Source organism: Streptomyces sp. NPDC059455, assembly GCF_042750115.1.
GTDB classification, from domain to species: domain Bacteria; phylum Actinomycetota; class Actinomycetes; order Streptomycetales; family Streptomycetaceae; genus Streptomyces; species Streptomyces endocoffeicus.
The window spans coordinates 69,032-90,217 of the sequence record NZ_JBHYVB010000016.1; the positions used below are offsets into that span (position 1 = coordinate 69,032).

At 70.9% G+C, this 21,186-nt stretch carries 24 protein-coding genes; 20 read left to right on the forward strand and 4 right to left on the reverse strand.

Features of this window, described 5'->3' with window-relative positions:
• The first annotated feature begins 15 nt into the window (after nucleotides 1-15).
• The 14 genes from map (at nucleotide 16) to ACFXB5_RS08350 (ending at nucleotide 9,993) form a co-directional block, all read left to right on the forward strand.
• Nucleotides 16-852, forward strand: coding sequence for a type I methionyl aminopeptidase (gene map / locus ACFXB5_RS08285; RefSeq protein WP_201851668.1), 837 nt, complete (start codon nucleotides 16-18; stop codon nucleotides 850-852).
• 164 nt (nucleotides 853-1,016) lie between these two features.
• Nucleotides 1,017-1,238 carry a translation initiation factor IF-1 gene (infA, locus tag ACFXB5_RS08290; RefSeq protein WP_003956442.1) on the forward strand — a complete coding sequence of 74 codons (222 nt, stop codon included), beginning with the start codon at nucleotides 1,017-1,019 and terminating at the stop codon, nucleotides 1,236-1,238.
• Between the two features lie 28 nt (nucleotides 1,239-1,266).
• Nucleotides 1,267-1,380: a 50S ribosomal protein L36 gene (rpmJ, locus tag ACFXB5_RS08295; RefSeq protein WP_003956441.1), complete on the forward strand. Its 114-nt coding sequence runs from the start codon at nucleotides 1,267-1,269 to the stop codon at nucleotides 1,378-1,380.
• 196 nt (nucleotides 1,381-1,576) lie between these two features.
• On the forward strand, nucleotides 1,577-1,957 hold the full coding sequence (rpsM, locus tag ACFXB5_RS08300) for a 30S ribosomal protein S13 (RefSeq protein ID WP_385203989.1): 381 nt from the start codon (nucleotides 1,577-1,579) through the stop codon (nucleotides 1,955-1,957).
• 66 nt (nucleotides 1,958-2,023) lie between these two features.
• Complete coding sequence (gene rpsK, locus ACFXB5_RS08305; RefSeq protein WP_009715860.1) at nucleotides 2,024-2,428, forward strand: 30S ribosomal protein S11; 405 nt, start codon at nucleotides 2,024-2,026, stop codon at nucleotides 2,426-2,428.
• Nucleotides 2,429-2,456: 28 nt separating this feature from the next.
• On the forward strand, nucleotides 2,457-3,083 hold the full coding sequence (rpsD, locus tag ACFXB5_RS08310; RefSeq protein WP_385203992.1) for a 30S ribosomal protein S4: 627 nt from the start codon (nucleotides 2,457-2,459) through the stop codon (nucleotides 3,081-3,083).
• A 129-nt stretch (nucleotides 3,084-3,212) separates the two neighbouring features.
• Complete coding sequence (locus ACFXB5_RS08315; protein ID WP_009715858.1) at nucleotides 3,213-4,235, forward strand: DNA-directed RNA polymerase subunit alpha; 1,023 nt, start codon at nucleotides 3,213-3,215, stop codon at nucleotides 4,233-4,235.
• 112 nt (nucleotides 4,236-4,347) lie between these two features.
• Nucleotides 4,348-4,869: a 50S ribosomal protein L17 gene (gene rplQ, locus ACFXB5_RS08320; protein WP_385203995.1), complete on the forward strand. Its 522-nt coding sequence runs from the start codon at nucleotides 4,348-4,350 to the stop codon at nucleotides 4,867-4,869.
• Between the two features lie 85 nt (nucleotides 4,870-4,954).
• Nucleotides 4,955-5,821 (forward strand): tRNA pseudouridine(38-40) synthase TruA, encoded by an 867-nt coding sequence (gene truA / locus ACFXB5_RS08325; protein WP_201851671.1) that lies wholly within the window; start codon nucleotides 4,955-4,957, stop codon nucleotides 5,819-5,821.
• A 178-nt stretch (nucleotides 5,822-5,999) separates the two neighbouring features.
• A complete protein-coding gene (locus ACFXB5_RS08330) occupies nucleotides 6,000-6,878 on the forward strand; it encodes an STAS domain-containing protein (RefSeq protein WP_385203999.1) in 879 nt (292 codons plus the stop codon).
• On the forward strand, nucleotides 6,875-7,285 hold the full coding sequence (locus ACFXB5_RS08335; RefSeq protein ID WP_385204002.1) for an STAS domain-containing protein: 411 nt from the start codon (nucleotides 6,875-6,877) through the stop codon (nucleotides 7,283-7,285). The genes ACFXB5_RS08330 and ACFXB5_RS08335 overlap by 4 nt, the downstream gene beginning before the upstream one ends.
• Nucleotides 7,269-7,748 carry an anti-sigma regulatory factor gene (locus tag ACFXB5_RS08340; RefSeq protein ID WP_385204005.1) on the forward strand — a complete coding sequence of 160 codons (480 nt, stop codon included), beginning with the start codon at nucleotides 7,269-7,271 and terminating at the stop codon, nucleotides 7,746-7,748. Before ACFXB5_RS08335 ends, ACFXB5_RS08340 begins: the two co-directional genes overlap by 17 nt.
• Nucleotides 7,745-8,764, forward strand: a complete 1,020-nt coding sequence (locus ACFXB5_RS08345) for a SpoIIE family protein phosphatase (RefSeq protein WP_385204007.1) — start codon at nucleotides 7,745-7,747, stop codon at nucleotides 8,762-8,764. Before ACFXB5_RS08340 ends, ACFXB5_RS08345 begins: the two co-directional genes overlap by 4 nt.
• Complete coding sequence (locus ACFXB5_RS08350; RefSeq protein ID WP_385204010.1) at nucleotides 8,761-9,993, forward strand: PP2C family protein-serine/threonine phosphatase; 1,233 nt, start codon at nucleotides 8,761-8,763, stop codon at nucleotides 9,991-9,993. Before ACFXB5_RS08345 ends, ACFXB5_RS08350 begins: the two co-directional genes overlap by 4 nt.
• On the opposite strand, the gene ACFXB5_RS08355 is transcribed toward ACFXB5_RS08350, so the two are convergent.
• Together ACFXB5_RS08355 and ACFXB5_RS08360 are read right to left on the reverse strand one after the other, a co-directional pair.
• The gene (locus ACFXB5_RS08355) at nucleotides 9,987-10,517 is read right to left on the reverse strand and encodes a hypothetical protein (RefSeq protein ID WP_385204013.1); all 531 of its coding nucleotides are present in this window, start codon (nucleotides 10,515-10,517) and stop codon (nucleotides 9,987-9,989) included. The genes ACFXB5_RS08350 and ACFXB5_RS08355 overlap by 7 nt on opposite strands.
• Before the next feature lie 99 nt (nucleotides 10,518-10,616).
• The gene (locus ACFXB5_RS08360) at nucleotides 10,617-12,716 is read right to left on the reverse strand and encodes a glycosyltransferase family 4 protein (protein ID WP_385204016.1); all 2,100 of its coding nucleotides are present in this window, start codon (nucleotides 12,714-12,716) and stop codon (nucleotides 10,617-10,619) included.
• A gap of 306 nt (nucleotides 12,717-13,022) precedes the next feature.
• On the opposite strand from ACFXB5_RS08360, the gene ACFXB5_RS08365 reads away from it, so the two are divergent.
• The gene (locus ACFXB5_RS08365; RefSeq protein WP_385204019.1) at nucleotides 13,023-13,814 is read left to right on the forward strand and encodes a hypothetical protein; all 792 of its coding nucleotides are present in this window, start codon (nucleotides 13,023-13,025) and stop codon (nucleotides 13,812-13,814) included.
• Between the two features lie 48 nt (nucleotides 13,815-13,862).
• On the opposite strand, the gene ACFXB5_RS08370 is transcribed toward ACFXB5_RS08365, so the two are convergent.
• Nucleotides 13,863-14,726, reverse strand: coding sequence for a hypothetical protein (locus ACFXB5_RS08370; RefSeq protein ID WP_385204021.1), 864 nt, complete (start codon nucleotides 14,724-14,726; stop codon nucleotides 13,863-13,865).
• 404 nt (nucleotides 14,727-15,130) lie between these two features.
• On the opposite strand from ACFXB5_RS08370, the gene rplM reads away from it, so the two are divergent.
• The 3 genes from rplM (at nucleotide 15,131) to glmM (ending at nucleotide 17,618) form a co-directional block, all read left to right on the forward strand.
• Entirely contained in the window at nucleotides 15,131-15,574 is a 444-nt protein-coding gene (rplM, locus tag ACFXB5_RS08375; protein WP_044571628.1) for a 50S ribosomal protein L13, read from the forward strand.
• A gap of 41 nt (nucleotides 15,575-15,615) precedes the next feature.
• Nucleotides 15,616-16,119, forward strand: a complete 504-nt coding sequence (gene rpsI / locus ACFXB5_RS08380) for a 30S ribosomal protein S9 (protein WP_037952927.1) — start codon at nucleotides 15,616-15,618, stop codon at nucleotides 16,117-16,119.
• Between the two features lie 140 nt (nucleotides 16,120-16,259).
• Nucleotides 16,260-17,618, forward strand: a complete 1,359-nt coding sequence (gene glmM, locus ACFXB5_RS08385) for a phosphoglucosamine mutase (protein ID WP_385204026.1) — start codon at nucleotides 16,260-16,262, stop codon at nucleotides 17,616-17,618.
• Nucleotides 17,619-17,704: 86 nt separating this feature from the next.
• Here the strand turns inward: glmM and coaA are convergent, their stop codons facing one another.
• Nucleotides 17,705-18,682 (reverse strand): type I pantothenate kinase, encoded by a 978-nt coding sequence (gene coaA, locus ACFXB5_RS08390; RefSeq protein WP_385204049.1) that lies wholly within the window; start codon nucleotides 18,680-18,682, stop codon nucleotides 17,705-17,707.
• A 128-nt stretch (nucleotides 18,683-18,810) separates the two neighbouring features.
• Between coaA and glmS the strand changes: the two genes are divergently transcribed.
• Together glmS and ACFXB5_RS08400 are read left to right on the forward strand one after the other, a co-directional pair.
• The gene (gene glmS / locus ACFXB5_RS08395; protein ID WP_385204029.1) at nucleotides 18,811-20,658 is read left to right on the forward strand and encodes a glutamine--fructose-6-phosphate transaminase (isomerizing); all 1,848 of its coding nucleotides are present in this window, start codon (nucleotides 18,811-18,813) and stop codon (nucleotides 20,656-20,658) included.
• A gap of 28 nt (nucleotides 20,659-20,686) precedes the next feature.
• Entirely contained in the window at nucleotides 20,687-21,055 is a 369-nt protein-coding gene (locus tag ACFXB5_RS08400; protein WP_385204032.1) for a holo-ACP synthase, read from the forward strand.
• The last annotated feature ends 131 nt before the right edge of the window (nucleotides 21,056-21,186 follow it).

A 21,186-nucleotide genomic window follows, 5' to 3' on the forward strand; every position in this document is an offset into this window, starting at 1 on the left:
ACCCGGAAGGCATCCATGGTGGAGATCAAGACTCCCGAGCAGATCGCGAAGATGCGTGAGGCGGGACTGGTCGTCGCCGCCATTCACGAGGCGACGCGGGCGGCGGCCGTCCCCGGCGCCAGCACCAAGGACCTGGACGACGTCGCCCGTAAGGTCATCGCGGACCACGGCGCCAAGTCGAACTTCCTGGGGTACGGCGGCTTCCCCGCCACCATCTGCACCTCGGTGAACGACATCGTGGTGCACGGCATCCCGGACCGGGAGACCGTCCTCAAGGACGGCGACATCATCTCCATCGACGCGGGCGCGATCGTGGACGGCTGGCACGGCGACGCCGCCTTCACCGCCTTCGTGGGCACCGGTCACGACCCGGAGCTGTACGAGCTCAGCCGGGTCACCGAGGAGTCGATGTGGGCCGGGATCGCGGCGGTCCGCAAGGGCCACCGGCTGGTCGACATCTCCAAGGCGATCGAGGGCTACATCCGCCGCCAGCCCCGCCCGGCCTCCGGTAAGTACGGGATCATCGAGGACTACGGCGGCCACGGCATCGGCACCCAGATGCACATGGACCCGCATCTGCTGAACTACGTCTCCAAGAAGCGCGGCAAGGGCCCCCGGCTGGTCTCCGGCTTCTGCATCGCGATCGAGCCCATGGTGAGCCTGGGTACCGCGAAGACGCATGTGCTGGCCGACGACTGGACGGTCAAGACGGATGACGGCACCTGGTCCAGCCACTGGGAGCACTCGGTCGCGCTGACCGAGGAGGGCCCGCTGGTGCTGACCGCCGTGGACGGCGGCAAGGCCAAGCTGGCCGAGCTGGGCGTGGAGACCGCGCCCGACCCGCTGGCCTGACGATCTCCGTCTGACGATCTCCGTGGGCATAAAGATCTCAAAATCGGGGCATGAAGCACCGGATTCGTGTTTCGGGATGCCCTGACGTAGACTGACACGTCGGCTCTCGCATGCCCTCCCGCATGTCGCGAGCCGATCAAGGTAGCCGATCCCGAAAGCAGGACATGGCCAAGAAGCAAGGCGCCATCGAAATCGAGGGCACCGTGATCGAGTCTCTGCCGAACGCGATGTTCAAGGTGGAGCTTCAGAACGGTCACAAGGTCCTCGCGCACATCAGCGGCAAGATGCGCATGCACTACATCCGCATCCTGCCCGATGACCGGGTGGTCGTGGAGCTGTCTCCGTACGACCTCACGCGCGGACGGATCGTCTACCGCTACAAGTAGATCTCACGACCCGGAGAACCTCACACCCATGAAGGTCAAGCCGAGCGTCAAGAAGATCTGCGACAAGTGCAAGGTGATCCGCCGCCACGGCCGGGTCATGGTCATTTGCGACAACCTGCGCCACAAGCAGCGCCAGGGCTGACGCACACCGGCCGGAATCCTGCACCACTCGCAGTATCTTCGCGCGACGTCATAACTTTGCGTACATACGCAGTCACCCGTTCCCGCCTCGCGGGGACGACACCCCCGGTCGGAGGCCGGGGACCCGGGCGCCGTTCCGTACGGCGGCCGGGAGTGGTGCTGCGGAAGACCTCCGACAACCATCTGGAGCCAGATTCATGGCACGCCTCGCAGGCGTTGATCTCCCGCGCGACAAGCGCGTCGAGGTCGCCCTCACCTACGTCTTCGGCATCGGTCGCACCCTTGCCCAGCAGACGCTCGCCCACACCGGTGTGAGCCCGGACACCCGCGTGCGGGACCTGGGCGAAGAGGACCTGGTCAAGATCCGCGAGTACGTGGACAACAACATCAAGACCGAGGGTGACCTCCGTCGCGAGATCCAGGCCGACATCCGCCGCAAGGTCGAGATCGGCTGCTACCAGGGTCTGCGCCACCGCCGTGGCCTTCCGGTCCACGGCCAGCGCACGTCGACCAACGCCCGCACCCGCAAGGGCCCGCGTCGCGCGATCGCCGGTAAGAAGAAGCCGGGCAAGAAGTAGTCCGCACCGGACGCTGACTAGCGGTCCGAGCTGTAGGACCGACCACCTCCACGGGAGATTTCGAGAATGCCTCCGAAGAGCAGGACGGCGGGCGCCAAGAAGGTGCGCCGCAAGGAGAAGAAGAACGTCGCCCACGGGCACGCTCACATCAAGAGCACGTTCAACAACACCATCGTCTCGATCACGGACCCCACCGGGAACGTGATCTCTTGGGCCTCGGCCGGCCACGTCGGCTTCAAGGGCTCGCGCAAGTCCACTCCGTTCGCCGCGCAGATGGCCGCCGAGTCGGCCGCCCGCCGCGCGCAGGAGCACGGCATGCGCAAGGTCGACGTGTTCGTCAAGGGTCCGGGCTCCGGCCGTGAGACCGCGATCCGCTCGCTCCAGGCCACCGGCCTGGAGGTGGGTTCGATCCAGGACGTCACTCCGACTCCGCACAACGGATGCCGCCCGCCCAAGCGTCGGCGTGTCTGACCGGCTGAAGTAGGAGACAACAGAAACAATGGCGCGTTACACCGGGGCCGACTGCAAGCGTTGCCGTCGGGAGAAGCAGAAGCTCTTCCTCAAGGGGAGCAAGTGCGAGAGCGCGAAGTGCCCGATCGAGATCCGTCCTTACCCCCCGGGTGAGCACGGTCGCGGGCGCACCAAGGACAGCGAGTACCTGCTGCAGCTCCGTGAGAAGCAGAAGGCGACCCGCATCTACGGTGTCCTTGAGAAGCAGTTCCGTGGTTACTACGCGGAGGCGAACAAGAAGACCGGCAAGACCGGTGAGAACCTTCTTCGCATCCTCGAGACCCGACTCGACAACGTGGTCTACCGGGCCGGCTTCGCCAAGTCCCGCGACCACGCCCGTCAGCTGGTCCGCCACGGCCATTTCATCGTGAACGGCGTCAAGACCGACATTCCGTCGGCTCGGGTCACCGTGAACGACATCGTCGAGGTTCGTCCGAAGTCCCGGACCATGACCCCCTTCCAGGTGGCTCAGGCCGAGGCGGGCGAGCGCACCGTGCCGGCGTGGCTGGAGGCCATTCCGTCGCAGCTGCGGATCCTCGTGCACTCCATGCCCGAGCGCCAGGTGATCGACACCCAGGTGCAGGAGCAGCTGATCGTCGAGCTCTACTCCAAGTAGTAGCGAGGCTCGCCGGCGTAGCCGGCTGATGTGAGGGTCGGGCGGTACGGAGCCGTTTGGCACGTACCGCCCGTACCATTGAAGGGTTCGGCGTCAAATAGCGGGCGCCGAAGACTGGAGGCAATGCCCATGCTGATCGCTCAGCGTCCCTCGTTGACCGAAGAGGTCGTCGACGAATTCCGCTCCCGGTTCGTGATCGAGCCGCTGGAGCCGGGCTTCGGCTACACCCTCGGAAACTCCCTGCGTCGTACGCTCCTCTCCTCGATCCCCGGTGCGGCGGTCACGTCCATCCGGATCGACGGGGTCCTGCACGAGTTCACCACCGTGCCGGGCGTCAAGGAGGACGTCACCGACCTGATCCTCAACATCAAGCAGCTGGTCGTCTCCTCGGAGCACGACGAGCCGGTCGTGATGTACCTGCGCAAGCAGGGCCCGGGTCTGGTCACCGCCGCCGACATCGCGCCGCCGGCCGGTGTCGAGGTGCACAACCCCGACCTGGTCCTGGCCACGCTGAACGGCAAGGGCAAGCTGGAGATGGAGCTGACCGTCGAGCGCGGTCGCGGCTATGTCTCCGCCGTGCAGAACAAGCAGGTCGGCCAGGAGATCGGCCGGATCCCGGTCGACTCGATCTACTCGCCGGTGCTCAAGGTCACCTACAAGGTCGAGGCGACCCGTGTCGAGCAGCGCACCGACTTCGACAAGCTGATCGTCGACGTCGAGACCAAGCAGGCCATGCGGCCGCGTGACGCCATGGCGTCGGCCGGTAAGACCCTGGTCGAGCTGTTCGGCCTGGCCCGCGAGCTGAACGTGGACGCCGAGGGCATCGACATGGGCCCGTCCCCGACGGACGCCGCCCTGGCCGCCGATCTGGCGCTGCCGATCGAGGAGCTCGAGCTCACCGTTCGTTCGTACAACTGCCTCAAGCGCGAGGGCATCCACTCCGTGGGTGAGCTCGTGGCGCGGTCCGAGGCGGACCTGCTCGACATCCGGAACTTCGGCGCCAAGTCGATCGACGAGGTCAAGGCGAAGCTGGCCGGTATGGGCCTCGCGCTCAAGGACAGCCCGCCCGGATTCGACCCGACCGCCGCCGCTGACGCCTTCGGCGCCGACGACGACGCGGACGCGGGTTTCGTGGAGACCGAGCAGTACTAGAACCTGCTGGTCCGCTGTGGCTGAGGGCTTGTCCTCAATCGCCGGACGGGCTGGATTTTGTCCACTGACACCGGTACCTGATACGGCCGGTGCAGACATCTAGGAGATACATATGCCGAAGCCCGCCAAGGGCGCCCGTCTGGGCGGCAGCGCTGCGCACGAGCGGCTCCTGCTGGCGAACCTCGCCACCGCGCTGTTCGAGCACGGCCGGATCACCACCACCGAGGCGAAGGCCCGCCGCCTGCGCCCGGTCGCGGAGAAGCTGGTCACCAAGGCGAAGAAGGGCGACCTTCACAACCGCCGTCTGGTGCTCCAGACCATCCGCGACAAGAGCGTCGTGCACACCCTCTTCACCGAGATCGGGCCGCGCTACGAGAACCGGCCGGGTGGCTACACCCGCATCACCAAGATCGGTAACCGTCGTGGCGACAACGCCCCGATGGCGGTCATCGAGCTGGTCGAGGCGCTGACCGTGCAGCAGGAGGCCGTGGGCGAGGCCGAGGCGGCCACCAAGCGCACCGCCAAGGACGCTGCCGGTGACCAGGCCGTCGCGGACCTCAAGAAGGAGACCCCGGCCGCCGAGGCCGCCGAGGCTCCGGCCGAGGCCGAGGCCGAGGAGTCGAAGGACGCCTGAGGCGTTCCGACGGCTTTCGTCGTACGGACGGGCCCGCCCCCAGATTCTGGGAGCGGGCCCGTTCCGCATGGAGAGGAACGGTTGGGTGAGTGACGAAGCGGCGCCCGGTTTCGTACGGGTCCGGCTGGATCTTGCTTACGACGGCAAGGACTTCTCGGGCTGGGCCAAGCAGCGCGAGCGGCGCACCGTACAGGGCGAGCTGGAGAGCGCGCTGCGGACGGTGACGCGCTCCGCGGAGACCTTCGAGCTGACCGTCGCGGGCCGCACCGACGCGGGGGTCCACGCCCGCGGCCAGGTGGCGCACGTGGATCTGCCCGAGGCGCTGTGGGCCGAGCACCGGGACAGGCTGCCGCGGCGGCTGGCCGGCCGGCTGCCCCATGACGTAAGGGTCTGGAAGGTCGCCGAGGCCCCGTCCGGGTTCAACGCCCGCTTCTCCGCGATCTGGCGGCGCTACGCCTACCGGGTCACCGACCACCCCGGCGGGGTCGACCCGCTGCTGCGCGGCCATGTGCTGTGGCACGACTGGCCGCTGGACGTGGACGCCATGAACGCGGCCTCCGAACGGCTCCTGGGGGAGCACGACTTCGCCGCGTACTGCAAGAAGCGCGACGGCGCCACCACCATCCGCACCCTCCAGCGGCTGGACTGGCTGCGCGGGGCGGACGGCGTGATCACGGCCACGGTGCGGGCGGACGCCTTCTGCCACAACATGGTGCGCTCGCTGGTGGGCGCCCTGCTCTTCGTCGGCGACGGCCACCGTCCCCCGGACTGGCCCGCCAAGGTGCTCTCCGCCGGGCTGCGCGACTCCGCCGTCCATGTCGTACGCCCCCATGGCCTGACCCTGGAAGAGGTCGGCTACCCGGCCGACGGCCAACTCGCGGCCCGTAACCGCGAGTCCCGCAACAAGCGCTCCCTGCCCGGCGCGACGGCGATCGGTTCCGGCTGCTGCTGACGCGTGGGTGGGTGTGGGCGGGCGATCACGGGGTACTCGCCACGCGCATCGTGTGCGAACGGCGGGGCGAGAACAGGTCACGGCGGGGCGGCGATCGGCATGATGCGGCTTCCGGGGCTCCCGGAAGATCGATAAAATTTGCCAACCGACAACGGTCGCCGACCGCGAAGGGAACCGCGTGACTACCAGCGAGGCCGCTGTGCGAGAGCGCCTGACCAGGGCGCTTCATGAGCGCGGCGAGGAGATCGCCGATCGCTGGGTCGAGCTGCAGATGGAGCAGGCCCTGCTCGACACCGACATCGGGGAGGCCGAACTCCGCGAGGAGGCCGACGCCTTGATCGAGGCGCTGGTCCCGGGACTGCAGAGCGGTGTGCCGGTGGACCGTGTGGTGACCTCCAGCCCGGGGCTGCACGAGGCCGTGGTCGGCCTGTCGCTGCGCCGGGCGCGGGCCGGGGCCACGCCGACGGCGACCTCGCTCGCGGTGCTGGCGCTCAAGGAGGCGCTGCTGAAGGCGGTGCAGCGGGACACCCGGGACGCCGAGGAGCTCTTCGCCTCGGCCGTCTTCATGAACCGGCTGCTCGATGTGGCCGGGGCGCTGTCCTTCGAGATGTATGTGGAGGGCCGGGAGGAGATCATCCGCCGGCAGAGCCAGCAGCTGATGGAGCAGTCGACGCCGGTGGTGCGGCTGTGGCGGCAGGTGCTGGCCGTGCCGCTGATCGGCACGCTGGACACCGCCCGGACCCAGGTGGTGATGGAGAATCTGCTCCAGGCCATCCAGGACCATGAGGCGCTGGTCGCGATCATCGACATCACGGGTGTGCCGACGGTGGACACCGCCGTCGCCCAGCATCTGATGCAGACCGTGAACGCGGTGCGGCTGATGGGCGCGGACTGTGTGATCAGCGGGGTGCGCCCCTCGATCGCCCAGACCATCGCCCAGCTCGGCATCGATCTGTCCACCATCCTCACGCGGGCGACGCTGGCCGACGCGCTGGCCGCCGCGATCAAGCTGATCGACGGGCCCGGTCCCGACGGTGACGAAGGAGACGGTCGGTGACCGGTTATCGCCAGCCCGGCGTTCCGATTCTGCGACTGGGAGACGTCCTGGTCACCGGCCTGCTCAATGAACTCGACGACCGGGCCGCCATCGCCTTCACCGAGGAGCTGACCGAGCGGATCTCGGCCGAGGGCGCCCGTGGGGTGCTCATCGACATCTCCCGGCTGGAGGTCATCGACTCCTTCGTGGCCCGGACGCTGATGGAGCTGACCACGGTGGCCCGGCTGCTGGGGGCGCGGGTGATCGTGGCCGGGATGCGACCGCCGGTGGCGATCACCCTGGTGGAGCTCGGGATCGAGCTCGTCGGCGTGGAGACCGCACTCAATCCGGAGCAGGGCTTGGCCGCGCTGGGGTGGCGACAGGCCTCACAGCCCCTGGAAGGGGCCCGACGTGGCACTGCCCGGTGAATTCACCCTCGCCTCCCGCGGTCCCAAGCGGCCCCCGCGGACGGATGGCCGGCGCCCGCCCGCGCCGGCCACGTACCCGGTGCGCACGGAGGAGGATCTGCTGACGGTCCGCCATGCCGTGCGCGCGGCCACCGTCGAGGTGGGCTTCGGCCTGGTGGACCAGACCCGCGTGGTCACGGCCGCCAGCGAACTCGCCCGTAACGCCTTTGTCCACGGGGGCGGCGGCACGGTGACCCTGGAGTACCCGCGCGACCCCCGCGGACGCCGGGGGCTGCGGCTGGTCGTCAAGGACGAGGGGCCGGGGATCGCCGACCTCGACGCGGCGCTCACCGATGGCTTCACCACGGGCTCGGGCCTGGGCCACGGGCTGGGTGGCGCCCGGCGGCTGATGGACGAGTTCTCGGTGCGCACCGGCCCGGGTGAGGGCACCGTGGTGGTCGCCACCCGCTGGACGGTCCGGTGACCCATACGTTCACGGCGCCCACCGTCCAGGTGCGCGTCGACCACCGCAGCGCCGTGCACCTGGCCGCCGAGGCGGCGCGCGCGGTGGCCCGGGAGTGCGAGCTGCCGGGGGCGCTGCCCGACCAGGCGGCCGTGATCGCCTCGGAGCTGGCGACCAACCTGGACAAGCACGCCAGCGACGGCACCCTCTACGTCCAGCCGCTGCCGCTGGGCCACGGGGTGGAGATCCTCGCCGCCGACCGTGGCCCCGGTATGCACGACCCCGAGCGCTGCCTGGCGGACGGCTACACCACCTCCGGAACCCTGGGGGTCGGGCTCGGCGCCGTCAAGCGGATGGCGACCCACTTCCAGCTGCGCAGCGCCGACGGCACCCACGCGGGCACCTGGGCCTGCGCCCGGCTCACCGCGCCGGGCGAGCAGCGGCCGGGGTGGCAGGGGGTGGGCGCGGTCTGTCTGCCCGCCGAGGGGGAGGAGGGCTGTGGCGACGCCTGCGCGATCGTCGACACCGACTCCGCCCGTACCGCGGTCGTCCTGGACGGTCTGGGCCACGGTCAGCCCGCCGCCGAGGCGGCCCAGGCGGCGCTGCGGACCTTCCACGCCGACCCCGACCGGCCGCTGCCCGAGGTGCTCAACCGGATGAACCGGGCCCTGCGGCACACCCGCGGGGCCGCCGTGGGCGTGCTGCGGCTGCACGCCGAGCACGCCGACTACTGCGGTGTCGGCAACATCCGCGCCCTCGCCCTGACCCACGACAGGGTTCGGCACCGGCTGACCGGGCAGCCCGGTATCGTCGGCTGGGGGATGCCCACCCCCCGCGTCCACGACTTCCCGTTGCCCCAGGGCGGTATGGCGGTGCTGCACAGCGACGGTATCGACGCCCGCTGGTCGCTCGACCCGCCCCCGTCCGTGCTCCGCCTTCCGCCGCCCCTGCTGTCCGCCGCACTCGCCCATGGGCATCGTCGCGTCCGCGACGACGCCACGGTGCTCGCGGCCAGGTCCCCCTTAAGGCTTCCATGACGACGAGGAACCTCAGCTGCGCCACGACGGCGGGGCTCAGCCGGGCCGTTCGGGCGCTGGCCCGGGAGCACGCCCTGGACCCCGCGGTCCGGGCGCGCCTTGTGCTGTCCGCCGCCCAGGCCGCCGGGGCGGCGCTGCGCGCCGGGCGGGAGACGGGCCTCGAGTGGGCGTACGACCCGGCCGAGGGACTGCTCACGGTGGTGCTGCGGGCCCCGGGCGATACGGGTCCGGTGCCGGCGGGCGATACGGGTCCAGTGGCGGCGGATCTCCCGATGGCCCCCGACGAGGTGACCGAGGGCGAGGTGGTCTGGCGCCTCCCGGCGTCACCCCCATCCGGCACCGCGGACGAGGCGCCCGACGCGGACGCCCTCGCCGCGGAGGAGCTGCGCGCGGTCGTGGCCGCCACCGACGCGCTCACCTCCGAGCACCGCCGTCTCAAGGACGAACTCGCGGAGACCAACAGCGGGGTGCTCGCGCTCTACGTCCAGCTCGACGAGCGGGACAAGCAGTTGCGCACCGCGCACGGCCAGACCCTGCGGGAGCTGGAGGACGCGCTGCGCCCGGCACCCATCAAGGCCGACGGTCTGGAACTCGCCGTGCACTACGAACCGGCCGGCACCGACGCGCCGACCGGCGGGGATCTGTACGACTGGTTCGTGCTGCCCGACGGCACCGTCCACATCACCATCGTGGACGCGCTGGGCCATGGGGTGACCAGTACGCGCAGCGCGCTCAACGTCACCCACGCGGTGCGCACCCTGGCCCTGGAGGGCCATCGGCTCGAGTCGATCGTGGGCCGCACCGACGAGATCCTGCGCCCCTTCGACCGGTCCGTGATGGCCACCGTGCAGCTCGCCCGCATCGATCCGGCCACCGGCGAGCTGTGGCTGGCCAATGGGAGCCATCCGCCCGCGCTGTTGCTGCGCCGCGACGGGACGGCCCGGTATCTGGAGGCGCGGGGGCGCGGGATCGGCTTTCCGCTGCCCGGCAGCGAGACCCCGCTGACCGAGCGGCTGGCCCCCGGGGACCTCCTCCTGCTCTACACCGACGGTCTCACCGAGAGCCGCCGGGACCCGATCGAGGGCGAGAAGCGCCTGATCGAGGCCGCGCACAAGCATCTGCAGAGCCCGACGGAGGAGGTCCCCGGCGCCATCGCGGAGGACATGCACACGGTGATCCTGCATCCGGATGACACCCTCGCGCTGGCGGTGCGGCTCACCGGTCAGTGATCGGCGGCCGGGCCGAAGCGCTGCCGCGGGATACGGCGGCCCCGCCGGAGGTCCCGCTGACGGGGGACCGGAGGCGGGAGCGGGCGCTCGTCGTGCGGCTGGGCACGGACCAGCTGCTCGAACAGGGGACGCGCCGCGACCAGCGCCTCCCGCATCCGCTCCGTGGCCGTCTCGCCCTCGTGCGCCCGCGCCGCCATGGCGTGCAGCCGACGGTAGCCGTCGATCTCCCCGGGGTGACGGACGGACAGCGCGTCCATCCGCTTCTCCTCGGACTCGGCCGGATAGCCGCGGTCCACGGCCAACGCGCCCAGCAGCCGGTCGGCTTCGCGCAGGGCCCATCCGGGGGAGTCCACGAACCGCTCCTGAAGGCCCGCCCACCGCGCCGCGTACTGCTCCCTGGCTTCCGAGGGCAGGCTTCGGACCGGCAGCTCGCCCTTGCGGCCCTGCCGCACCGAGGGGGCGATCACAAGGCCGGCCATGGCGGCCAGTGCCGCCAGCAGGATGATGAGCGTGACTGTTGACATCGTTGTGCCTTCCGCAGAGATTTTCCTCGCTCGAGGCTGGTATCACCGAGTGTTACCGGTGATCTCGGCGGCAAACACGGCACCTTTGGGCCGAGTCCCTCAATTCCCTGTGGTGACAGAGATGATGGCGAGGTCATTGGTGCGGGTGAGGTGGGGCCGGACACCGTGGGTGATCGGAAAGAGGTCCGTTTTGTCGCGGTCCACGATGTCGCCGACGATGCGTCCGATCCGGATCGGAGTCCCGCCCCGGGCGGACTTATGGAGCGTCAGGGTCCAGCCCGCGGCGCCCCCTTCGCCGTCCCGGGCCTCCCGGATCCGCTCGTACGGAACGGTGAAGCGGAACCGTCCGCCGTCGAGCGCCGTGACCCCGGTGAGGAACGGCCGGGCCGGGCCCTTGGACGGGGTGGCCACCGCGGTCGGGGCGGCGTCGGGCCCGAAGCGCGCGCCGTGCAGGGTGCCTTCGACGGCGAGCCCCTCGGCGTCCAGGCGGATCACCCGGGCCTCGGCGTGGGCCGGGCGCCGCCAGGCGCGCAGCGCGAGATAGCCGTCGACGGTGGAGTAGGGGATCCACCAGGTGAACGGGGAGCCGGGCAGCGGCTCCAGGCCCAGCAGCCCGCGCCCCTCGGCGAAGCGGCAGCCGACCCGGCGGCGGACACCGTCGGAGGGGCGTACCACATGCAGATCCCAGCGGCCCTCGTCGAGGTCGAGCGTGGCGCGGTCGAGGATGGCCGTCCAGGGCGCGGACGGCGCGGCGCGATCCGGGGGCAGCAGCGGTACGTGGATGGGGGGCTCGTCGCTCTTGCGGCGGGTGACGGTCAGTTCGAGGTCGCCGCCGTGCAGACCGGCGGGCTCCAGCAGCACCGACAGATCGCCCTCGGCGGTGACCCGGCAGGACGCGACGGGCCGCAGGGGCTTGCGGATCAGCTGCTTGACCGCGTCCTTGAGGGTGCCGGCCAGCGGCGCTCCGGCCGGCCGGCCCCGTAGCGGCGCGGCCGTACGGCGCCGGTGGGCCGGGGCGGCGGTGCCACGGGCGGTGTGGAGCTCCTCGATGAGCCGCTCGTAGCCGGCCGCGACGCGCTCGGGCGCGTATCGCTCCGCCGCGATCCGCGCCGCCTCGCCCATCGAGCGGCGCAGTTCGTCGTCCTCGATCAGGGTCAGCAGCCCCTTGGCGATCCCGTCCGCGTCGCCCACCGGCACCAGCAGACCGTCCCGGCCATCGGTGATGATCTCGCCCGGACCGTGCGGGCAGTCGGTGGCGACCACGGGCACCCCGCAGTGCATCGCCTCGACGATCGTCATGCCGAACGACTCCTCGCGGGAGGTGACGGCGGCGATCGCGCCCTTGGCCCACTCGGTCTCGATGGGGGAGTGGGCGCCCATCAGGGTGATCTGGTCGGCCAGCCCGAGCTCGTCGATCTGGCGGCGCAGCGCGGGGAGTTGGGGACCGCGGCCGTAGATGCGCAACCGCCAGTCGGGGTGTTTGGCGGCCACCGTCTCCCAGGCGGCCACCAGCAGGTCGTAGCGCTTGACGGGGATCAGCCGGCCCGCGGCCACGACGAGTTTGGCGCGGCCGTCGGAGGGCTCGATCCCGGTGGCGGGCACCCCGTTGGGCAGGGCGGTCAGCCGGGTGGTGACACCGGGGAGATGGGCCCGGTGGGTGGCCGCGTCGGCCTCGGAGACGGAGGTGTACGCGTCGAGCTGGGGTATGGCGGCGTCGCAGGCGGCGCGGATCTCGGCGCGGTGGGTGCCGTAGAGGCGGTGCTCCTGGCCGATCCGCAGGAAGCGGCCGGTGCGGCCGAGTGCGGCGAGGTAGATGACCAGGCCGGGGCGGGTGGCGATGACGACATCGGCGTCGGTGCGGTCGAGGTACTCGGCGACGCGCTCGTCGGTGAGCGCGTTGAAGTTGGTGGTGCCCCTGGCCTCGGCGGCGGGGATATGGGCGCTGGGCCGGGTCAGCAGCGGATGGCCGAGGTCGACGGCGTGGCGCCCGGCGCGGGGCGGGTCCTCGTGGGGGCGCAGGTCGATCAGGGGTCTGAGCCGCACGGCGGGGTGGAGGGGGAGGTTCGGGACCTCGATGGTGCGGATCAGGGAGACGATCTCCACGGTGTGGTGGGCGGCGAGCGCCCCGGCCACATTGAAGGTCGACCGGATGGTTCCGCCGATGCCATAGGCGTTGTGGAGCAGGAAAGAAATCTTCATGGTGATGTACGCGCGGCGGGGTCGAACTGCCGCGACGTGCCCTCCCCTCCGAGGCCGTGCTTCGTCCTGACTCCGAACCATGCTGCATTGGGCCGATATGGGGCCGGTGTGATGCCGGTATGGAGTCAGTAAGGACCGATCGGTCGGTAAGACTGGCTGGGGCCGCGAAGGTTGCTTATGCGTGTGGTGATATGGGATCCACCACATTTGGGAAAGGCATTACAACCTTCCCCGGGTTCTGGGAGTCTGCGGGGTGTCCGTGCGGAGGCCGTACGGGCCCGATACCGACCAGGGGTGGACAGAGAAATGAACGAGTCCGGTACGAAACGGACCGTGGGCGCCGCCATCGCGGTGGTGGCGGCGCTGGGGCTGATGACCGGATGCGGCAGCGACTCCGGCGACGGCAAGGCGGACGGCGCCAAGCAGGCCGACAGCGCCAAGCAGACCGACGGCGCTTCGCAGGGGGACGGGGCCGCGAGCTCCGACCCGGCGGCGAAGCCCCTGTCCGCGTCCGCCCTGGAGCGGGCCGCCCTGACCAACGGCGAGGTCAAGGGGCTCGAAGTGCAGAAGATGACGGACAAGGAGGTCAGCGAGGGCGGCTCGGCCAAGACCGGCAAGGCCGCGTGCCGGCCGATGGCCGCGCTGATGGGGAGCCGGTACGACCCGGCCCCCAAGGCCAGCGTCCACCGCGCCTACGCCACCGACCTCACCAAGGCGAAGGTCGGCGGCACCGGACTGATCCGGATCTCCTCCTACGGACCGGGCGACGCCGAGCGCACGGTGAAGGACCTGCGCGAGGCCGTCACCGCCTGCCAGGGCGGCTTCCCCGCCGAGGACGGCTCGGGCGGGAAGGCGGACGTCAAGAAGGTGACACCGCTGGACGCGCCGAAGGCCGGGGACGAGGCGGTGTCCTTCAGCCTGCATGACGCGGGCAAGGAGAAGGCCGTCATCAAGTTCACGGTCGTGCGGACCGGGCCGCAGGTGACGGTGTTCTTCGGGGTGAACATCGCGGACCCGGCGAAGTCCGAGATCCCGGCCGCGCTGGTGGACGCCCAGGTGGCGAAGGTGGCGAAGGCCACGAAGGGCGCCGCGTCCTAAGCCCGGCGGCCCGGTTTTCCGCCCGCGGCCCCGCCCGGCGGCCCGGTCTCAGTTGGTGGCGGAGGCGGCCGGGGCGGCCTCCGCCGAGGCCTGGGCACTGCCCCGGGCCAGGATCCGGCGGAAGGTGTAGTCGGCCACATCGCGGCCGGCCTGGAGGGTGGCGGTGTCCGACGACGTGACCGCCTTCCCCGACGTATAGCCGGAGATCGTGAAGTAGGCGTACCGCCCGATCGCGTTCGCCGAGCTCTGGCAGGCCGTCCGGCGGCAGAAGGTGACGCCCCCGCCCGAGAGCGAGGCGATGTTCGGCTTGTACCCGTCCTTGGCCTTCTCGGCCGCCGCCTTGCCGTCGAAGACGGCGACGCCGACCGTCACCGCGACGCCGTCCCGGGTGAAGGTGGCCCGCAGCAGCTTGCGGCAGCCGTTGTTCACCAGGACCGGGCCGAGCGCCCCCTGGGTGGCGGCCGAGCAACTGGTGGTGGAGGCGGACGCCGCCTTGGTGTACGAGCGGTCGTCCTTCGCGGCGCGCTTGTCGGGGAAGAGGCTGCCCGCGCTCAGCGGCGCCTTGTCCCGCCGGGCGCTGGAGATGATGTCCAGCGGCTTCGGTGGCGCGGGCGGGGCCACATCGGAGAAGGTCGGCTCGGGCGTCGCCGACTCGCTGGGCAGATCCTGCGGGGTGGGCAGCCCACCGGCCGAATCGCCCCCACCGCTGTCCTTGTGGCCGCTGCTGACCACGGCGGTGGCGACGATCGCGGCGACGGCGGCGGTCGCCAGCGCCCCGCCCCCGATGAAGAGCAACTTGCGGCGGCGGTTGCGCGCGGCGGACTGATCGGCGAGCGCCGCCCAGTCCGGCGTCGACGGCTGAGGCGGCTGAGAACCCCCGGGCCCATAAGGCCCCCCTTGCCCAAAGCTCATGGCGCGCATCTTAGACCGGCCGGGTGACAGGATGGACCCACCGGCGGGCCCCATCACGCCGCGCGAGCCCTCAGGGTCCTACGCCGCCTCTGCCCCGACCCGGCCGCGGGCAGGCGCCTCCGGCGGTGGCCACGCCTCGCGTGAGGCGTGTGGGGGCGTTTTGACCCGGGTGGGGGCGGGCCGGTATTCTGCCAGTTCGTTATGCGTATTGGCTTGCTCGTTCTCACGTGAGAGGCCGTTACGCCGGTCCACCGGGCCGATGACCAGCGGCAAGCACTCGGCATGCGTCACCGAGGTGCGGCCAAGGCTGTCGTGATCGTCCGGGTGGCCTTGTCCGGACCTGTCCTCCCGGCCCTCGCGGGCCCGGGGAGACTCCACTCACTGAAGAAGCGAAGGCTACGACCGTGCGTACGTACAGCCCCAAGCCCGGCGACGTTCAGCGTCAGTGGCATGTCATCGACGCCACCGACGTGGTTCTGGGCCGTCTGGCCACCCAGGCCGCCACCCTTTTGCGGGGCAAGCACAAGCCGGTGTACGCGCCGCATGTCGACGCTGGTGACTTCGTCATCATCATCAACGCCGACAAGGTGCACCTCTCCGGCAACAAGCGGACCCAGAAGATGGCGTACCGCCACTCCGGCTACCCGGGTGGTCTGCGCTCCATCCGCTATGACGAGCTGCTGGAGAAGAGCCCGGAGAAGGCCGTCGAGAAGGCCATCAAGGGCATGCTCCCCAAGAACACCCTGGGCCGTCAGATGCTCTCGAAGCTGAAGGTGTACTCGGGCGACCAGCACCCGCACGCCGCTCAGCAGCCGGTTCCGTTCGAGATCACCCAGGTCGCGCAGTAGTCCCGGCCACCCCTTACGACGAAGAGAATCTGAGGAGCATCGTGGCCGAGACCACCGCCGAGACCCCCCTCGATGTCGAGGAGTACACCACCGAGAGCGTCGAGACGGTCGAGTCGGAGTACACCTCCGAGTCGCTCGCTTCCCGCTTCGGTGACCCGCAGCCTGCCGCCGGCACCGGGCGCCGCAAGAACGCCGTGGCGCGTGTCCGCATCGTGCCGGGCAGCGGGCAGTGGAAGATCAACGGGCGTACTCTCGAGGAGTACTTCCCCAACAAGGTTCACCAGCAGGAAGTCAACGAGCCCTTCAAGGTGCTCGAGCTGGACGACCGCTACGACGTCATCGCCCGCATCTCGGGCGGCGGCGTCTCCGGCCAGGCCGGGGCGCTGCGTCTGGGCATCGCCCGGGCGCTGAACGAGGCGGACGTGGACAACAACCGCGGCCCCCTCAAGAAGGCCGGCTTCCTGACCCGTGACGACCGCGCCACCGAGCGTAAGAAGGCCGGTCTGAAGAAGGCCCGCAAGGCGCCGCAGTACAGCAAGCGCTGACGCCCATCGCGGCACCGCTGCTTCACCCGAACGCCCCGGCGGCACCACCTGTGCCTCCGGGGCGTTCGGCTATCGCCACTGGGGGGCGTATACCTACAAGCAAGCTTCAGCTCCCCAGCTCGTAACTTCGGAGGACACCAGTGGGACGACTCTTCGGTACGGATGGTGTGCGCGGCGTCGCGAACGCCGACCTGACGGCTGAGATGGCGCTCGGCCTGTCGGTAGCGGCGGCGCATGTGCTCGCCGAGGCGGGAACCTTCGAGGGCCATCGGCCGGTGGCGGTGGTCGGGCGGGATCCGCGAGCGTCCGGGGAGTTCCTGGAGGCGGCCGTGGTGGCGGGGCTGGCCAGCGCCGGAGTGGACGTACTGCGGGTCGGCGTGCTGCCCACGCCGGCCGTCGCGCATCTGACCGGCGCGCTGGACGCGGACCTCGGGGTGATGCTCTCCGCGAGCCACAACCCGATGCCCGACAACGGCGTCAAGTTCTTCGCCCGCGGCGGCCACAAACTGGCCGACGAGCTGGAGGACCGCATCGAGACCACCTACCGGTCCCACGCCTCCGGGGAGCCGTGGGACCGGCCGACGGGCACCGGAGTGGGCCGGGTCCGGGACTACGACGAGGGCTTCGACGCCTATGTGGCCCATCTGGTCGGCGTCCTCCCCAACCGGCTCGACGGCCTCAAGGTCGTCATCGACGGGGCGCACGGCGCCGCCGCCCGGGTCTCCCCGGAGGCGTTCGCGCGGGCCGGGGCCGAGGTCGTGACGATCGGCACCGACCCGGACGGGCTCAACATCAACGACGGCTACGGCTCCACCCACCTCGCCCGCCTCCAGGCGGCCGTCGTGGAGCACCGGGCCGACCTGGGCATCGCCCACGACGGGGACGCCGACCGCTGTCTCGCGGTGGACGCCTCGGGCCGCGAGATCGACGGCGACCAGATCCTCGCCGTCCTGGCCCTGGCCATGCGCGAGGCGGGCGAGCTGCGCGGGGACACGGTGGTCGGCACCGTGATGTCCAACCTCGGCTTCAAACTGGCCATGCGGCGCGAGGGCGTCGAACTGGTCCAGACGGCGGTCGGCGACCGCTATGTGCTGGAGGAGATGAAGTCCCACGGCTACGCCCTGGGCGGCGAGCAGTCCGGCCACGTGATCGTCCTCGACCACGCCACGACGGGTGACGGCACCCTCACCGGCCTGCTGCTGGCGGCCCGCGTCGCCGCGACCGGCCGCACCCTGGCCGACCTCGCGGGCGTCATGGAGCGGCTGCCGCAGGTGCTGGTCAACGTCCCCGACGTGGACAAGTCCCGCGTCGCCTCCAGCGCGGACGTGGCCGCGGCCGTCGCCGAGGCCGAGCGCGAGCTGGGCGAGACCGGCCGGGTACTGCTCCGCCCCTCGGGCACGGAGCCGCTGGTGCGGGTCATGGTCGAGGCCGCCGACATCGAACAGGCCCGCTCGGTCGCGGGCCGCCTGGCGGACGCGGTGAAGTCGGCCCTGGGCTAGAACCCGCGCCGCGCAATTCCTTCTGCGCCGGAGGGGCTGGAAAATCCAGCCCCTCCAGGGGGCACCTCCCAGCGGTAGCCGGGGGACTACAGCTTGCGCAGCGACAGCCGCTGCACCTTGTGATCCGGCCCCTTCCGCAGCACCAGCGTCGCCCGCCCCCGCGTAGGCTGCACATTCTGCTTCAGATTCGGCTTGTTGATGGTCCGCCAGATCATCCGCCCGTAGTCCAGCGCCTCCTCCTCCGAGACCTGGGTGTACTTGCGGAAGTACGAGGACGGGTCCTGGAAGGCCGTCTCCCGCAGCTTCTTGAAGCGGCCCAGATACCAGCGCTCGATGTCCTCGGTCCGGGCGTCCACATAGACGCTGAAGTCGAAGAAGTCCGCGAGCCCCACCCGGGTCAGCCCGTCCTTCCCCGGCAGCGCGGGCTGCAGCACATTGAGCCCCTCGACGATCAGGATGTCGGGGCGGTGCACGGTCAGCCGCTCGTCCGGCACGATGTCGTAGATCAGGTGGGAGTAGACCGGCGCCGACACCTCCGCCCGGCCCGCCTTCACATCGGCGACGAAGCGGGTCAGCGCCCTGCGGTCGTAGCTCTCCGGGAACCCCTTGCGGGACATCAGCCCGCGGCGGCGCAGCTCGGCGTTGGGGTACAGAAAGCCGTCGGTGGTGATCAGCTCCACCCGCGGATGCTCGGGCCAGCGCGCCAGCAGCGCCTGGAGCAGCCGGGCGGTGGTCGACTTGCCGACCGCGACGCTCCCCGCCACGCCGATCACGAACGGCGTACCCGGCTGGGCACCGTGGCCCCGCTTGGTGTCGCCCAGGAAGGTGTTGAGCGCGCCGCGTAGATTGTCGGTGGCGGCCACATAGAGGTTGAGCAGCCGGGACAGCGGCAGATAGACATCCCGCACCTCATCGAGGTCGATGACATCGCCGAGTCCCCGCAGCTTCTCGACCTCGCCGGCGGTCAGCGGCAGCGGCGTCTTGTCCCGCAGCGCACTCCACTCGGAGCGGGACAGATCGACGTACGGGGTCGCTTCGCCGCTTCGCCGCTGCGGGCCGCGCACGGTGCGCGCCGCGCGCGCGCTTGACGTGATCACCCCCTCATTGTCATGCCAGGGACCGCCCGAGTGACCGGTGCCGAGGCGTGGGGTCGGTCACCCCGGGCCGGGGCCGGGGGTCGTACGCTGCGTCCATGTGCGGAATCGTTGGTTATGTGGGAGGGCAGTCGGCCCTCGATGTCGTCCTCGCCGGGCTCAAGCGGCTGGAATACCGCGGCTATGACTCGGCGGGCGTCGCCGTGCTGGCCGACGGTGGGCTGGCGGCGGCCAAGAAGGCGGGCAAGCTGGGGAACCTGGAGAAGGAGCTGGCCGACCGCCCGCTGCCCACCGGGGGCACCGGTATCGGCCACACCCGTTGGGCCACCCACGGCGGCCCGACCGATGTCAACGCCCATCCGCACCTGGACAACGCGGGCCGGGTCTCCGTCGTCCACAACGGCATCATCGAGAACTTCGCCGCGCTCCGCGCCGAGCTGGCCGAGCGCGGCCATGAGCTGGCCTCCGAGACCGACACCGAGGTCGTGGCGCATCTGCTCGCCGAGTCGTTCTCGTCCTGCGGCGACCTCGCCGAGGCGATGCGCCAGGTCTGCCGTCGGCTGGAGGGGGCCTTCACGCTGGTGGCGGTGCACGCGGACGCGCCCGATGTGGTGGTCGGGGCGCGCCGCAACTCGCCGCTGGTCGTCGGCGTCGGCGAGGAGGAGGCGTTCCTCGCCTCCGATGTGGCCGCCTTCATCGCCCACACCCGCGAGGCCATCGAGCTGGGCCAGGACCAGGTCGTGGAGGCCCGCCGGGACGGTGTGACCGTCACCGACTTCGAGGGGGCGCCGGCCGAGGTCCGCCCGTACCACGTGGACTGGGACGCCTCCGCCGCCGAGAAGGGCGGCTACGACTACTTCATGCTCAAGGAGATCGCCGAGCAGCCGAAGGCCGTCGCGGACACCCTGCTCGGCCGGATCGACCTGGCCGGGAACCTCTGCCTGGACGAGGTGCGCATCCCGGCCTCGGTGCTGCGCGAGGTCAGCAAGGTCGTGATCGTGGCGTGCGGCACCGCGTACCACGCGGGCATGATCGCCAAGTACGCCATCGAGCACTGGACCCGGATCCCCTGCGAGACGGAGCTGGCCAGCGAGTTCCGCTACCGCGACCCGATCCTGGACCAGCGGACGCTGGTGATCGCCATCTCGCAGTCCGGCGAGACCATGGACACCCTGATGGCGCTGCGGCACGCCCGTGAGCAGGGCGCGAAGGTGCTGGCCATCTGCAACACGAACGGCTCCACGATTCCGCGTGAGTCGGACGCGGTGCTCTACACCCACGCCGGTCCCGAGGTCGCCGTCGCCTCCACCAAGGCGTTCCTCACCCAGCTGGTGGCCTGCTACCTGGTGGCTCTCTACCTGGGCCAGGTGCGCGGCACCAAGTGGGGCGACGAGATCCTCTCCGTGATCCGCGAGCTGTCGGAGATCGCGACCCAGGTGGAAGAGGTCCTGGAGACCATGGAGCCGGTACGGGAGCTGGCCCGCACCCTGGCTGACAAGAACACCGTGCTGTTCCTCGGGCGGCACGTCGGCTACCCGGTCGCCCTGGAGGGCGCGCTCAAGCTCAAGGAGCTCGCGTACATGCACGCGGAGGGCTTCGCGGCGGGTGAGCTCAAGCACGGGCCGATCGCGCTGATCGAGCAGGATGTGCCGGTCGTGGTGGTCGTGCCGTCGCCGCGCGGGCGGTCGGTGCTCCACGACAAGATCGTCTCCAATATCCAGGAGATCCGGGCCCGCGGCGCCCGCACCATCGTGATCGCCGAGCGCGGCGACGAGACGGTGGCCCCGTACGCCGACCACCTCATCGAGATCCCCGCCACGCCTACCCTGCTGCAGCCCCTGGTTGCCACCGTGCCGCTACAGGTCTTCGCGTGCGAGCTGGCGACGGCGCGCGGCAACGAGGTCGACCAGCCGAGGAACCTGGCCAAGTCGGTGACGGTCGAGTGAGCCGTCGAGTGGTCCCTCGGGTGACGCCGTGATCATTGGCGTAGGCATCGACGTCGCCGAGGTCGACCGCTTCGACGACGCGCTGCGGCGCACCCCCGGCATGGCGGACCGCCTGTTCGTCGAGCGCGAGCTGTGGCTGCCGAGCGGGGAGCGCCGCGGCATGGCCTCCTTGGCCGCCCGCTTCGCGGCCAAGGAGGCGCTGGCCAAGTCCCTGGGCGCCCCCGGCGGCCTGCGCTGGACCGACGCCGAAGTCCTCACCGAGCCGAGCGGCCGCCCCCGCCTCTCGGTCCGCGGCACGGTCGCCACGTGCGCGGAACGGCTGGGGGTGCGGGGCCTGCACGTCTCCCTGAGCCATGACGCGGGGGTCGCGTCGGCGGTGGTGATCGCGGAGGGGTGAGGGTTCCGCGGGGTGCGGGGTGCGGGATGCGGGGTGCGGGGGGGGGGCGCCCCCCCCCCCCCCCCGCCCGGGGGCGGGCCCGGGCGGGCCGCAGCACGCGAACCCAGACACACCCCGGAGTAGAGGCGGTT

Excerpts from the sequence above, each read along its gene's own strand:
- rpmJ (WP_003956441.1), top strand. The coding sequence starts at position 1,267 with ATGAAGGTCAAGCCGAGCGTCAAGAAGATCTGCGACAAGTGCAAGGTG.
- ACFXB5_RS08370 (WP_385204021.1), bottom strand. The coding sequence starts at position 14,726 with ATGAGCTTTGGGCAAGGGGGGCCTTATGGGCCCGGGGGTTCTCAGCCG.
- ACFXB5_RS08360 (WP_385204016.1), bottom strand. The coding sequence starts at position 12,716 with ATGAAGATTTCTTTCCTGCTCCACAACGCCTATGGCATCGGCGGAACC.
- rpsM (WP_385203989.1), top strand. The coding sequence starts at position 1,577 with ATGGCACGCCTCGCAGGCGTTGATCTCCCGCGCGACAAGCGCGTCGAG.
- ACFXB5_RS08315 (WP_009715858.1), top strand. The coding sequence starts at position 3,213 with ATGCTGATCGCTCAGCGTCCCTCGTTGACCGAAGAGGTCGTCGACGAA.
- rpsD (WP_385203992.1), top strand. The coding sequence starts at position 2,457 with ATGGCGCGTTACACCGGGGCCGACTGCAAGCGTTGCCGTCGGGAGAAG.
- ACFXB5_RS08365 (WP_385204019.1), top strand. The coding sequence starts at position 13,023 with ATGAACGAGTCCGGTACGAAACGGACCGTGGGCGCCGCCATCGCGGTG.
- rpsK (WP_009715860.1), top strand. The coding sequence starts at position 2,024 with ATGCCTCCGAAGAGCAGGACGGCGGGCGCCAAGAAGGTGCGCCGCAAG.
- ACFXB5_RS08350 (WP_385204010.1), top strand. The coding sequence starts at position 8,761 with ATGACGACGAGGAACCTCAGCTGCGCCACGACGGCGGGGCTCAGCCGG.
- map (WP_201851668.1), top strand. The coding sequence starts at position 16 with ATGGTGGAGATCAAGACTCCCGAGCAGATCGCGAAGATGCGTGAGGCG.
- ACFXB5_RS08355 (WP_385204013.1), bottom strand. The coding sequence starts at position 10,517 with ATGTCAACAGTCACGCTCATCATCCTGCTGGCGGCACTGGCCGCCATG.
- rplQ (WP_385203995.1), top strand. The coding sequence starts at position 4,348 with ATGCCGAAGCCCGCCAAGGGCGCCCGTCTGGGCGGCAGCGCTGCGCAC.
- glmS (WP_385204029.1), top strand. The coding sequence starts at position 18,811 with ATGTGCGGAATCGTTGGTTATGTGGGAGGGCAGTCGGCCCTCGATGTC.
- infA (WP_003956442.1), top strand. The coding sequence starts at position 1,017 with ATGGCCAAGAAGCAAGGCGCCATCGAAATCGAGGGCACCGTGATCGAG.